9 protein-coding genes, 1 pseudogene and 1 CRISPR repeat array are annotated in these 13,581 nt (G+C 67.6%); of the genes and pseudogenes, 3 read left to right on the top strand and 7 right to left on the bottom strand.

Going from position 1 to position 13,581, the window contains the following annotated elements:
* Positions 1-58: 58 nt before the first annotated feature.
* Positions 59-1,444 (top strand): hypothetical protein, encoded by a 1,386-nt coding sequence (locus ASG37_RS03395; protein WP_055756056.1) that lies wholly within the window; start codon positions 59-61, stop codon positions 1,442-1,444.
* A gap of 8 nt (positions 1,445-1,452) precedes the next feature.
* Here the strand turns inward: ASG37_RS03395 and ASG37_RS17245 are convergent.
* Together ASG37_RS17245 and ASG37_RS03400 are read right to left on the bottom strand one after the other, a co-directional pair.
* Positions 1,453-1,692 (bottom strand): annotated as a pseudogene (locus ASG37_RS17245) (transposase); the annotation flags it as partial.
* A gap of 243 nt (positions 1,693-1,935) precedes the next feature.
* Positions 1,936-2,937: an NAD-dependent epimerase/dehydratase family protein gene (locus tag ASG37_RS03400; protein WP_055756058.1), complete on the bottom strand. Its 1,002-nt coding sequence runs from the start codon at positions 2,935-2,937 to the stop codon at positions 1,936-1,938.
* A 60-nt stretch (positions 2,938-2,997) separates the two neighbouring features.
* Here ASG37_RS03400 and ASG37_RS17555 point away from each other — a divergent pair, with 60 nt between their 5' ends.
* Both ASG37_RS17555 and ASG37_RS03410 read left to right on the top strand, forming a co-directional pair.
* A complete protein-coding gene (locus tag ASG37_RS17555; protein ID WP_156349031.1) occupies positions 2,998-3,990 on the top strand; it encodes a hypothetical protein in 993 nt (330 codons plus the stop codon).
* A gap of 76 nt (positions 3,991-4,066) precedes the next feature.
* Positions 4,067-4,342, top strand: coding sequence for a hypothetical protein (locus ASG37_RS03410; RefSeq protein WP_055756061.1), 276 nt, complete (start codon positions 4,067-4,069; stop codon positions 4,340-4,342).
* Between the two features lie 422 nt (positions 4,343-4,764).
* Positions 4,765-9,551: direct repeats of the CRISPR family, unit length 29 nt; unit sequence GGGTCTATCCCCGCGCATGCGGGGGAGCC.
* A gap of 46 nt (positions 9,552-9,597) precedes the next feature.
* Here the strand turns inward: ASG37_RS03410 and cas2e are convergent.
* From cas2e to cas7e, 5 genes are read right to left on the bottom strand one after another with little or no spacing between them, the layout of a single operon-like run.
* Entirely contained in the window at positions 9,598-9,912 is a 315-nt protein-coding gene (cas2e, locus tag ASG37_RS03415) for a type I-E CRISPR-associated endoribonuclease Cas2e (protein ID WP_055756064.1), read from the bottom strand.
* Positions 9,913-9,917: 5 nt separating this feature from the next.
* Entirely contained in the window at positions 9,918-10,817 is a 900-nt protein-coding gene (gene cas1e / locus ASG37_RS03420; RefSeq protein ID WP_055756066.1) for a type I-E CRISPR-associated endonuclease Cas1e, read from the bottom strand.
* Positions 10,818-11,594, bottom strand: coding sequence for a type I-E CRISPR-associated protein Cas6/Cse3/CasE (locus ASG37_RS03425; RefSeq protein ID WP_162233449.1), 777 nt, complete (start codon positions 11,592-11,594; stop codon positions 10,818-10,820).
* Positions 11,591-12,328, bottom strand: coding sequence for a type I-E CRISPR-associated protein Cas5/CasD (cas5e, locus tag ASG37_RS03430; RefSeq protein ID WP_200909692.1), 738 nt, complete (start codon positions 12,326-12,328; stop codon positions 11,591-11,593). The genes ASG37_RS03425 and cas5e overlap by 4 nt, the downstream gene beginning before the upstream one ends.
* Positions 12,329-12,339: 11 nt before the next feature.
* Positions 12,340-13,569, bottom strand: a complete 1,230-nt coding sequence (gene cas7e / locus ASG37_RS03435; protein ID WP_055757260.1) for a type I-E CRISPR-associated protein Cas7/Cse4/CasC — start codon at positions 13,567-13,569, stop codon at positions 12,340-12,342.
* Positions 13,570-13,581 lie beyond the last annotated feature (12 nt).

A 13,581-nucleotide genomic window follows, 5' to 3' on the forward strand; every position in this document is an offset into this window, starting at 1 on the left:
CACCGGGGTAAACATCTGCGCAGACGGGCGGGGTGGGGCGATGCAGACCACATTTGACATGGATCGCGCAACCGCATTGCCGGAGCGGGACGTCGCGTCGCGCTTCGCCGAGGACCGGATCGATGGCTGGAAATCGATCGCGGCCTATTTCGGGCGTGACCGGACCACCGTCATCCGCTGGGCGCGCGAACGGGCGTTGCCGGTCCATCGCCTGCCCGGCGGCCGGGTCGGCACCGTCTATGCCCTGCGCGGCGAACTGGATCGCTGGGCCAGCGTGCCCGTCAATGGCGCGGATGCGGGCGAGACCGTCGTGTCGGCACCGCCCGCGCTGTCGCCTGATCCTCCTGCCACGTCCGCGCCGGTCGCCCAGGGCCGTCCCCGTCCCCGCCTGCTGGCGATACTGGCGGCGCTGCTGGTGATCGCTATCGTCGCGCTGGTGACGGTGTGGCCCGCCGCACCGCGCGCCTCGGGCGTCGTGCTGCCGGCCGATCCGGCGGTGGCGTCGCGCTTCCTGATGGCGCGCGATCTGGTCGCCGCGCGCAGCCCTGCCACGCTTGCCCGTGGCGTCGCGCTGCTTCAGGCTGTGACGACCGCCGCGCCCGGCTTCGCGCCGGGCCATGCGGCACTTGCCGAGGCGCTGCTGCTGTCGCGCGAGTTCGCGCAGCAGGACGATGCCGAGGCGTTCGACCGCGCCCGCGTGGCGGCGCGGCGCTCGCTGCGCCTTGCCCCCGACCTGCCGATGGCGCGCCGCGCGATGGGGTTCATCGCCTATTGGGCCGATCACGACCGGGCGGAGGCCGATCTGCAATTCGGCGCGGCGCTTGCCGCTGATCCCGACGATGCGCTGACGCGCTTCTGGTACGGCAACATCCTGTCCGACCGTGGCGACCATGTCGCGGGCTTGCGCGAACTGGACCGCGCCCGCCTCGCGCTGCCCGGATCGATCGCGCTGATGACCGATTACGGCTGGGCGCTCTGGGCCGCCGGCCGCGATGCCGAAGGCCGCGCCATCCTAGACTGGGTCGAACGGGCGCACCCCGATTCCCCGGTAGCGCATGAATGTCTCTCGATCATCGCGCTGGTCGAGGGTGATTTCACCGCCCATGCCCGCCACGTCGTCCGCGTGGCCCGGTTGCGACAGGGCCAGTCGCTGCAACGCGACGCCGCGGGACTGGACCGCGCGCTCGCTGCCGGTCCGGCGGAAGTCCGCCGTGTCGTCACCGACCGGGCAGTGCGGCAATTGCAAGCCGGCGCGGACCCGTTCCCCGCCGTCGCGATGCTGATCGCGGCACGGGCCGGGCGATGGGACGCGGTGGCGACCCGCCTGCGCATCGGCGAGGCTCGCCGCGAACGCTGGGGCGAGGCGGGGATTCTCGATCGCGTGGTTCGCTTATCCCCCGATGCCAAGGTCTGGGACGCGCTCATCGCCCGCCGGAGAATCTAGAGTCGAAATCGATTCAGTCGCGCGATCTCCGACGCCTGGTCAGCCAGCGACGGCAGTGGTGATGCCACGGGCGTCGCTACCCTTGACTGTGCCGTGCCGCTACGGATCATTGCCCGCCAGTTCCGTAACATCGATGGCGAATTCCATACCTCGGTCGCCACCTGCATCAGCGGCCGCCCGCTGCTTTCCAGCAGGGCAACTGTCTCCCGCTTGAACTCGGGAGAAAACTCTCGCCTCGTCTTCGGCATTGTACACCTCCATGCCTTTATGGGCTTAGGAAAGGTGTACGCTAAATCGGGGGATCATCAGCGACGAAGCCGTCCGGGTTGTAGGGGAAGTCCCCGCCGCGACTGCCCGCACATCCGGTCAGCAGCGCGGCCGCCGTGCCTACTGCCAACCATGTCCTGGCGACCGATATTCCCGGTCCTTCTCCGTTGGACCGTACGTTCTGCGATAGGCGCGCTCGACGCACTGCGCAAATGCTGTCGCGTTTAGCGTCCGGTATAGTCACGATACCAATCGACGAAGCGCGGCACGCCAACGGTGATCGGCGTCGTCGGGCTGAACCCCAGATCGCGGCTGATCGCGCTGATGTCGGCGCTGGTGCTGGGCACGTCGCCCGGCTGGATCGGCTGATAGTCGCGGATCGCCTTGCGGCCGAGCGCGTCCTCCAGCGTCGCGATCAGCGTCTCCAGCGCTTCGGGCCGGTTGTTGCCGATGTTGTAGAGCCGGTGCGGCGAACGGCTGCCCCCGGCTTTTTCCTCGCCATCGTCGAGCGGCGGCCGGTCGAGTGCCGCGACCACGCCGGAGACAATATCGTCGATATAGGTAAAGTCGCGCACCATGCGTCCGCCGTTGAACACGGTGATCGGCCGGTCGGACAGGATGGCGTCGGTGAACAGCCACATCGCCATGTCGGGCCGACCCCATGGGCCATAGACGGTAAAGAAGCGCAGCCCCGTCTGCGGAATGCGGTAGAGATGGGCATAAGTTTCGCTCATCAGCTCGTCGGCGCGCTTGGTTGCGGCATAGAGCGAGAGCGGGGAATCTACCCGGTCCTCCACCCGAAACGGCTGCGCCGTGTTGCCGCCATAGACCGAGGAGGACGACGCATAGACGAACGGCGCCCCCGGCCGCGCCCGCGCGACCTCGAGCATGTTGAGATGGCCGACCAGGTTCGCGCGGACATATTTGCGCGGTTCGAGGATCGAGTAGCGCACCCCGGCCTGCGCGGCGAGATGGACGATCCCGTCGATCGCATCGGTCTCCAGCGCGGCATCGAGCGCGACGTCGTCGGCAATATCCACGTCGCGCAGCGTGAAGCGGCCGCCGTGTTCCGACGCCTTGATCGATGCGATGCGGGCATGCTTCAGCGCGACGTCGTAATAAGGCTCGAAATTATCGATGCCGATCACGTTGCGCCCGCTGTCGATCAGCCGGCGCGCGACATGCGAACCGATGAACCCGGCAGCTCCGGTGACGACGATACTCAATGCCTGTCTCCGTCTGCTGGTAACGCAAGGAAGCGTCCGGGCTTTGCCGTTGCCATAGATTTGCCGTTCGGGCAGCATCAAAACGCGAGCAAATCCGACGGAACAATGCGCTGCCGCCTTCCCGCCGTTTCATTTCCGTACGGCAACCAGAACGAGGGGGAGGACAGGTTGGCGCAGGAACCGACGAGCAGGGAGAATCCTGACAAGGCTCCACGATCCACACAGGACGACGTGCCTCACAAGCGCTCGCCGGTCCCGGCAGCGAGTGAAACCGATGAGTCTACGAAGACGCTACGGGCCCTTCGCGATACGATCCAGAGCGACATCGAAACGGAAACGGCCATCCAGCTTCGGTTCGATGGCGATCGGGTCGAGATCTGGCGCGTGATTTATTCGATGGTCACGAAGCTCGCGACGCTGCGCAGCAGACTGGAAACCGTCAGGGCGATCAAGAAGACCGACAGCTTTCTGGTGGATAAGGCCATCGTACAGTCGAACGCCGAATCCAGACCGGCCGTCGCCGACGTCTTGCAACCCGGCGGTATCGTATCGATCCAGCGGCTCAAAAGGTGCCTGCTTCGGTTTCACCTGCGGTTACGCTTCCGGCCGATCGCAAGACGGTGGAGATCGGCGCCTTCTTATCGTAGCGGAGCGCGGAGGCTATCTCGTGCTGAAGCCGTCCCGCCCATGGAACCATCCGCTTTGTACCCAGCGGCCGATCAAGCTTCGCTGCAGCCCGCTGGTCGTGTCGACGGTGGACGGCATGCGGGCGACGATTATCATGGTCCATGGCGACGAGCGTACGACGGCATCGCCATCTATGGCGTGAAAGCCGATGGCATGTTCAAGGACTTGTTCGACGGACACCGCTACGACCCGGGATGCACCTATTCGGGCAGTTTCTCCGGCTTCTTCGATCGTATCGGCACCGTAAATCTTCTGCTCCCGACCAGTCCGATCACCAACGCCTTCCACACCCCTGGCCAGCAATGGGGTAGCCGCAAGCTCGATGTTGGTCGTCCGACGGGTACGCTGGCCGCCTTGGAAACCTGACACCAGCACGACGACAAGCCCAAGCAGACCTTCCACGTCCTCAGCCCGTCGGGCGGTTCGCAGTTGCGCTTTCCAGATGATGGTCGATGGCGACCGCGTGATCCTGCTCGGGCGGGTAGGGCAGGAGCTCCAGGGCTTTTCGATCGACATGGAAAAGGGCGTGGGCAGGGTGCGCTCGCCAAAGCAACCGTTTGCCAGCGGCATCACCGGCAACCCGTATCTTTTCCTCGACGCCCGTGCCGACGGAACGCAACAGGTCGCCGCCGCCGTCGCCGTCTACGCCGAAAGTAACAAGGTGCTGATGCTGTGGTACGATCATGGAACGGATGACTGGTCGATCTTGCCGTCCTGATGGCGTTCTTGCCGTTGCACGCAACGGAACGAACGTGCCCCCGGAAAATGGAGAGTTACCTTGAAGCAAAAGGCGAACTCGATGACGAAGCAGCGACGGTTCATGAAGGAATAAGCACGAAGCGGCACGGCTGGTGGCAACCAGCAGACGGACGCAGCAGGAGCTAGCGGAGAATCTGGGTATCGAGCTATCGACGATGATGCGCTGGATCGACCACAGCCAGGAGCGTCTGGTAGAGATGTCTGATAATGCGTTGCAGGCCGATATAATCGCCGAGTTAAAGCTGACGTAACCCCTTTCTTTCATTCAGTGGCAACCAGAGGCCGACCGATGTTGTCGCCCAGGAGTGCAGGTGAAGCAACGGGTGAGATTAACCCCGCCAGTTGCTGCTAGAGCTCGGCAGCGAATACGGCCGGAGTGGTGGGTCTATCCCCGCGCATGCGGGGGAGCCGCGCCGATCGCGCGGCCGAGCGGTTCGAGCGGGGGTCTATCCCCGCGCATGCGGGGGAGCCTCCGACGTCGACAAGATGCTCGGGCGGATGACGGGTCTATCCCCGCGCATGCGGGGGAGCCGCCGCCTGCGCATTGACGAGCGACGCGTTGAGGGGTCTATCCCCGCGCATGCGGGGGAGCCCCGTTACGACCTGTTCCGAAGCACCCGACATAGGGTCTATCCCCGCGCATGCGGGGGAGCCGGTGATGGCCGACTGAAGGGCGAAGGATGCAAGGGTCTATTCCCGCGCATGCGGGGGAGCCGTCAGAACGGATAGAACGGCAGGAAACGGCGAGGGTCTATCCCCGCGCATGCGGGGGAGCCGGTGCTGGATTCCGCCCCGGCCTGCCCGGTGCGGGTCTATCCCCGCGCATGCGGGGGAGCCCCATGGATAATCGTCACGTGCTTCGGAAGCGAGGGTCTATCCCCGCGCATGCGGGGGAGCCCAGTCGCGCGAGCGCGCTTTCGGCTTCGTCGATGGTCTATCCCCGCGCATGCGGGGGAGCCTGCGTCTCCTGCATATAGCGAGCGAGGGGCGTGGGTCTATCCCCGCGCATGCGGGGGAGCCACGTGGGAGTATATTCGCCGCTGTCCTGGCCCGGGTCTATCCCCGCGCATGCGGGGGAGCCAACCGGGTAGCCATTGGCGGCGGTGCGTCGCAGGGTCTATCCCCGCGCATGCGGGGGAGCCATCGGGAACATCCTGCGGGGCTTGGCGCTGCTGGGTCTATCCCCGCGCATGCGGGGGAGCCCGCTGCATCCCTATCGAGGGGGAACCCGGCATGGGTCTATCCCCGCGCATGCGGGGGAGCCTGCGTGAGCCGACCGCGCCATGGTGCGCCGTGGGGTCTATCCCCGCGCATGCGGGGGAGCCGCCGTCGACGAAGGTGCCGGCCGCATCCGCCGGGGTCTATCCCCGCGCATGCGGGGGAGCCGGCCACCGCGACGGCCGCCGACGCTGCGGCGAAGGTCTATCCCCGCGCATGCGGGGGAGCCGCAAGGTTACGCTGGTGGCCGGCGTGCTGTACGGGTCTATCCCCGCGCATGCGGGGGAGCCGAAACCTTCGATTTCGCAATGATCGCCGAGCGGGGTCTATCCCCGCGCATGCGGGGGAGCCAACTCGACGATCGCGGCACGGACGTCGCCGTCGGGTCTATCCCCGCGCATGCGGGGGAGCCAAATCGGGAAAGCGCGACCAGACGTCGAGCTGGGGTCTATCCCCGCGCATGCGGGGGAGCCAACCTCGTGGCCCACACCAAACGCCCCGTCCCGGGTCTATCCCCGCGCATGCGGGGGAGCCCTGGTGTCGAAGCGCACGACCGCACCGAGCGGGGGTCTATCCCCGCGCATGCGGGGGAGCCTCGTGGCGACGTTCGTGGATCCCGACGGCGAACGGTCTATCCCCGCGCATGCGGGGGAGCCGACCTGAGGCGCTTCATGACCGCCGCCCGTGAGGGTCTATCCCCGCGCATGCGGGGGAGCCTGCCCATCTGCTTCGGCAGGGTCTTTGTCCTTGGGTCTATCCCCGCGCATGCGGGGGAGCCGGAAGGCGGTCGCATCGCCTTCCCACAAGTCGAGGTCTATCCCCGCGCATGCGGGGGAGCCTCGCTCAGCGAGAGGTCGCGCTCCCATAGCAGAGGTCTATCCCCGCGCATGCGGGGGAGCCGCGCGGGTGGCCGGCGGCGACGCGAAGGCCCGGGGTCTATCCCCGCGCATGCGGGGGAGCCGACGAAACCGCCGACGACGTCGAGCGCACCCACGGTCTATCCCCGCGCATGCGGGGGAGCCGAAGGCCGCCGCCTGATGCGCGGCGTGGTGGTGGGTCTATCCCCGCGCATGCGGGGGAGCCGGCAGTCTTGACCTCCAAGATGCCGATGCCGCGGGTCTATCCCCGCGCATGCGGGGGAGCCTACCCGAAGCACGGGTAGGTGATGACTGCGCCGGGTCTATCCCCGCGCATGCGGGGGAGCCCTCGCCGGGGTGGCGAAAGGCGACACCCTGCTGGGTCTATCCCCGCGCATGCGGGGGAGCCGATCTCAATGCGCTCTGACAAGGTCGTGCTACCGGTCTATCCCCGCGCATGCGGGGGAGCCGGATGGGTGGGATAAAAGTCGTCGCGCTCGCGGGGTCTATCCCCGCGCATGCGGGGGAGCCTGCCGGCAGATCGCCTGAAAGAAGGGATCGAAAGGTCTATCCCCGCGCATGCGGGGGAGCCTGCCGACCGCCCATTTGCCGATGCCGTCCGCCGGGTCTATCCCCGCGCATGCGGGGGAGCCTTGCCATCGACCGGCCCTGTGACGCCCACCGACGGTCTATCCCCGCGCATGCGGGGGAGCCTGGTCAGCCCGCGCACGCGCGGAGATCCCCGGGGGTCTATCCCCGCGCATGCGGGGGAGCCTGCCCCAGCACCTCGACGATCGCATAGTCGCCGGGTCTATCCCCGCGCATGCGGGGGAGCCTGGTGCGTTGCGGCCACCGGACGCGCCGTGACGGGTCTATCCCCGCGCATGCGGGGGAGCCTTGGAACGAGCCAGTTTCACCAGTTCAGCAAAGGGTCTATCCCCGCGCATGCGGGGGAGCCCGAGGAAGATGGCCGCAGCCAAGCCGTGACGCGGGTCTATCCCCGCGCATGCGGGGGAGCCCAACAGGTCAGTGGCGCGATCTTGCCGACCCTGGGTCTATCCCCGCGCATGCGGGGGAGCCTGGCTGCTGTTGGCCACGCCACCTACATCGCGGGGTCTATCCCCGCGCATGCGGGGGAGCCCGCTACGGGCTTGGCCTGATCGCCGGTGCTGCGGGTCTATCCCCGCGCATGCGGGGGAGCCTCTTCCTGAATTTGTTTGACCATCTGGTCGAGCGGTCTATCCCCGCGCATGCGGGGGAGCCACCTGTGTCGGCGGCGGGGCGGTGCTGGTCGCGGGTCTATCCCCGCGCATGCGGGGGAGCCGGCCAAGCTGGGATGGAACCCCGCTCGACTCCGGGTCTATCCCCGCGCATGCGGGGGAGCCACGCCAGCCATAAGCCCGCGTTGCGCAAAGACGGGTCTATCCCCGCGCATGCGGGGGAGCCTCCTCGAAAGCACCGGCGGCTTCCACGATTGCGGGTCTATCCCCGCGCATGCGGGGGAGCCGTGCAATTGAACGCGGCCTGCACGCGGCCGACGGGTCTATCCCCGCGCATGCGGGGGAGCCTCATCGCGCTGCCTCCGGGGCGGGAGGGAGGGGGGTCTATCCCCGCGCATGCGGGGGAGCCGTGCAGCTTGCAGCCATTACCGGCCCTGAAAAGGGTCTATCCCCGCGCATGCGGGGGAGCCCAACTGCGCCGTGGTCGCGCTCGGAATTACGAGGGTCTATCCCCGCGCATGCGGGGGAGCCGTCAACGCCGCCGGCGACAAAGCGACCGAACAGGGTCTATCCCCGCGCATGCGGGGGAGCCGCCTTCGCCTGGGGCGCGCACGACTGCTGCACGGGTCTATCCCCGCGCATGCGGGGGAGCCATCGCGAGCCAGTCGAATCCGTCGAGGCCGCCGGGTCTATCCCCGCGCATGCGGGGGAGCCGCCTCGATCAGCTTGGTCAGCCGCGACGCAAGGGGTCTATCCCCGCGCATGCGGGGGAGCCGGCACGTCGGCCGCCATGCTGGCGACACCCACGGGTCTATCCCCGCGCATGCGGGGGAGCCAGGTCGCCGAAGCTGGCGGGGGTCAGCGCGACGGGTCTATCCCCGCGCATGCGGGGGAGCCCCGAAGTCCGGCACTCGGCCGCCGACCTTGATGGGTCTATCCCCGCGCATGCGGGGGAGCCACGGACGCCGAATCGCCGGGCAGCAACAACCCGGGTCTATCCCCGCGCATGCGGGGGAGCCACATAGTGAATCGGATCGTGTCATTAGAGGACGGGTCTATCCCCGCGCATGCGGGGGAGCCGACGCGATGCGCCGAAAATTGCTGGTGTCAGTGGGTCTATCCCCGCGCATGCGGGGGAGCCAAGCGTTTTTGCGACGAAAAATGCGGCGACCGGGGTCTATCCCCGCGCATGCGGGGGAGCCGAGGGAGATGCCACGGAAGTCGTCGCGCTCGGGGGTCTATCCCCGCGCATGCGGGGGAGCCGATCCTTCGACGGCCGACCATGGCGCGGCCGCGGGTCTATCCCCGCGCATGCGGGGGAGCCGCCGGTGAACCGCTGCGCGGCCACGAGCAGGCGGGTCTATCCCCGCGCATGCGGGGGAGCCATCCTCGACGGCTTCCCACGGCTTGCCGATCATGGTCTATCCCCGCGCATGCGGGGGAGCCCCGGCGACGTCGATCTCGCGGCCGAACTGACGGGGTCTATCCCCGCGCATGCGGGGGAGCCCTGCACGCGCGCAAAGCCGGTGATGCAACAGGGGGTCTATCCCCGCGCATGCGGGGGAGCCATCATCACCGACGTGCCGAACGGGCTGATCTCGGGTCTATCCCCGCGCATGCGGGGGAGCCTTGCAAGGAATCCCGCCATTCATGCCAACCCAGGGTCTATCCCCGCGCATGCGGGGGAGCCGCCGGCGACGAAGTCTCCGACGAAAATTGCGCGGGTCTATCCCCGCGCATGCGGGGGAGCCATCTGGATGACCTTCGCTTTCTTTGGAGTAGGGGGTCTATCCCCGCGCATGCGGGGGAGCCGTTCTCTGTGTGGCGGCTCCTGCCTCCGCACAGGGTCTATCCCCGCGCATGCGGGGGAGCCTCTGCCACCCAACTGGCTGTTCTCTCTAACAATGTCAAAGATCCATTCAATCCTCCGTTCGGGCGGGGAGCGCGCGGCGGACCAGGAGGATGCCGTCGTGCGCCGTCACATCCTTGGGCGGTTCGCCCAGCGTTGCAAGCCCCAGACCGCCGGCGGCGGCGGATTCGGCCCAGCACATCACGATGCTGCCGCGGCGCAGGCGGCCATGCCATTCCTCGACCACGGCCCAGATCCGGCCGCGCACGCCAGCACTCATCCGGGGCTGGGCATAGACGCCGGGGGCCAGTTCGAGCATCGCCGAGCCGAGAAACCCGCGGTAGCGATCCTCGACGTCGCGGGTGATGACGACGGTAAGCGGCATCGACGTCAGGCCATGCCCGCCGGGGGCGCCGGCGGCGGCGTTTCGCCCGGGAGCAGCAGCGTCTTGATCCGGTCGATCATGCCGGGGATGACGGCACGCTGACGGAACAGCAATGCCGAGCGTTTGCGCACCAGACGTTCAATCGGGGCGGCACCCCGGGCGCGCGCCTCGCGGACGGCGCCGAAGGCGATGTCGAGCAGCACGTCGTGACGATAGAGATCGGCGATGTCGAGGACGAAGCTCTGGCCCGAATCCTCGTGGACGAAGCCCAGTTGCGGGATCGCACCGGTCGCCGCTACCGCGACGCAGGCGGCGGCGGTCATCGCCGATCCGGCATGGTTGATCGCCTGATTGGCAAGATCGCTGGCTTCGGGGTTCTCACGGTCGTAGCGTCGCCCGTTCCACACGATGCCGTGTCGTTCGGCCGCGAGCGCATAGGCCCGCTTGATCCGCGCGCCCTCCTGTCCGCGCAGTACGGCGATCTCGCGCGTCCGCACGATCTCGCCGAAGCGCATCGCGTACATCGCGCGTGCGGTTTCCATACGCAACTTGGGGTCGGCCCAGCGCGTCACCTGCGCCCGCGCCAGCGCCGAACTGTCGGGCATCAGCGGCGGTGCGGTATAGAAGCGGACCGCGCCGTCGCCGATCGCCGCCAGCGCGCATCCGTGGCGGGCGAGCAGGCGCAGCGCATCATGGGTGACGCTCGATCCGGGGCCGAGCAGCACGATCGAGATGGCGTGATAGGGGATCTGATAGTCCCCGGCCGCCATCTGCCCGCCGCCCGCGGTCACGAACCGCAGGCAGCCGTTCTCAACTTCCAGCCGCCCGCGATCGAGCCAGACCAGCCCCTGACGGTCGGCATGCGGGATGCGGGCTTTCTCGAGGCCCAGCCGACCGGAGAGCATCTACCCGTTCCGCCCCGGCGGCCGGAGCAGCAGCATGCCGAAGCCGAACGCGGCATGCCGGCCGACGCCGCGCGCCAGCAGCGCGGCGAACCGGTCGGGGTCGGTCACGCGCAACGTACCCGCGAGGAGGGCATCCGGTCCTTCCACCGGGCAGGTACGCGCCGGCTTGTCGGGCGTGGCATGCCGGCTGCGCCGGGTGCGCTGGCGCAGCGCCATGCGCAGATCGACCGCCTCGATTTCGGCGATCCCGTCGAGCCGGGCGAGCAGCCAGTCGCGATAGACGTGTTCGCGATGGACGGTCTTGCTGTCGCCACCTGCCGCGACCACCCGTTCGCAGGCCGCGACATAGGCGTCGATCTCGCTCGCGCTACGTTGCCACGCGTCCTGCCGCCCGGCCCGTTCGGCGCGCTTCTTCTTGCCGAAACGGACGACCGGGCGGGCGCGAACCTCGAAATCATAGCGGCTGCCGGCGCGCCACGTCGCCGGCATTTCCTGAACATCGGGCGGTGTGGGAAAGACCGAGCGCAGCAGATCGTCGGCGGAGGGAAGGGCCGCCGCATCATCAAGCGCCGACCGGTCGGCAACATAGCCCAGCAGATGCGGACCGCGCGGATGTTCGGCGAAATAGCGGAACGGTTGCGGGGCGGCGCTGCTGAACCGGTTGCGAAGCGCATGGTGCAAGGCATAGCCGCCGTCATCGTCGGCCAGCCGCCGCTCGGCGGCGTAGACGGCGAGCGGATGCCGGTCGATCGCCAGCCGGACGAGATGCAGCGTCATGCGGTCGTCTCCGGCCATGCGATCGATCCGCGCATCACCCGGCGCAGTCCGGCATGGACCCCGGCCGGCCAGTGGCGTTCGTCGGTCAGTTCCTCTTCCTCCGCACTTGCCACGTCCACTGCTTCGCCGATCGGCCATTGCGCGGGCAGGGTGGCGGCCGCGTTGAAGCCCGTCGGCAAGTCCTTGAGCAGCGCTAGCCCGTCTACCAGCGCGGCGGGGATCGTCGCCGCGTCGACGATGTCCAGCACCAGAGGTCGTGACGGCACGAATGGCTTGCGGCCGATGAACAGCGGGCGTTCCGGCCGGTCTAGCGCTGCCCCCAGCGTGTCGAGGTCGGGCGCGACCTCCGCCGGGGTCAGCCGGAAAGCGATCAGGACGCGGGCATCGGCATCCATGTCGCGATAGCGGATGTGCGGCGCGTTATAGGTCGCCGCACCGCCCGCACGTCCCTCCACCCGGCCGCGCGTCGTCCAGCCGCGATCGTTCGCGCCCAGTTGCGCGGTCTGGAACTCGCGCAGCCGTTGTCCGGCGACGACCCGCACCGACCCCATCACGATCCGCTCCTGCAAGGCGGCATGCGCCGCCGCATCATGCCGTTCCCAGCCGAGTGCGTTGGCGAGCAGCCCGGCCAGCATCGACTTGGCGGGAAAATCGCGCACCACCCCGTACGCATCAACCAGATCGCCGCCGAAACTCATCAGCGGCGCGTCGAGATCGAGAAGCAGATGCCTCACGCTCCGGCGCCTTACAACGTTGCCGTGCGCACGACATGACCGGCCCAGTCGGCCAGTTCGCGCAGGCTGTGGTTGGTCACGTCCGGCAGCATTGCAGGATACAGCGCAGCCCAACGCCGCTTTTCACCGGTGTCGTACATTCCATCCATGGCACCTAGCCAATCGGCCATTGTCTGCGCTGTCCGCATGCCGAGCGAAGCGTTGCTGTTCTTGTCGACCAGCGGCACCGCGTCGCGAAAGGCGTTGGCCAGCGTGCGCGGCTGGCGATCGCCTCCTTCGATTAGCATCAGTTCCGCCCGACCATAGGGGGCGGTCGATCCCTTCTTCGCGCCCGGCGTCACCTCGGCGATGAGGTAGACGAGATGTTCGACGACCTGCGCGGCAAGATCGCGGTCCTGATCGCTGGCCCAGTCGCCACGCGCACAGCCGGTCAGGTTCGAGACCAGCAGCGGTACGTCGACCACGACATAGCCATAATAGAGGCCCGAGGTCAGTTGCGTGTCGAATACACCGGCGGCACCGGCGTCACTCTCTTCCTGGCGCAAATCATCGACGACCGTGAAATAATCGAGTTCGGACTGTTCCTGATGGACGGTGAAGGCGTGGGCGACGTGGATTGCGGCGTCACGGTTCGCGCGCGCATCGCTCGTTACCATCCGGCCGAACAGTGCCGCTTCAAGGCTTGATGCCAGTGCGTTTTGTTCACGCAACTGCTTCAGATTGCCTTTTTGGTCGCGTTCCTTCGCCCATGTCTCAACCAGCGTTTTGGCCTCTTTCGGATCGTCGGTTTCGCTGGCGAAGCGTTCCGCCTGCGCCTTCAGATACGCCAGTTCGACGGGGCCGAGCAGCAGCGCCTGCCGTTCGCGGACGCTGGCCGACGTGCCATCGTACAATTTGGCCTTGTCGCCATAGATCGTTTTCAGGATCGCCAGTTCGATCGCGTCGACCAAATCTTTCTTGGGGTGCCTTTGTCGCAAACCGTCCGTAACCCGCTGTTCGATCGCGAACTTGCTGCGAACGCCGTCCGCGCCATGTGCCTTTGCCAGCTTGTCGATCGCATGCTGGTCATCGGCGGTCCGCCAATGCCGCTTGAGACATTGCGACGAAATTCGCGTCCGCGTCGCATTGCCGAACGGCAATTGCTTGGCCAGACCGGCATCGTCGCGGTTGAGCAGCGCGCCGGGCCATGCCGCGAGGAAATGGATTTGCAGGAATTTTGGCAGCATGTCGCTGTTCGTCATGGGATCCCCGTC

The sequence above is a fragment of the Sphingomonas sp. Leaf407 genome (assembly GCF_001425385.1).
GTDB lineage: Bacteria > Pseudomonadota > Alphaproteobacteria > Sphingomonadales > Sphingomonadaceae > Sphingomonas.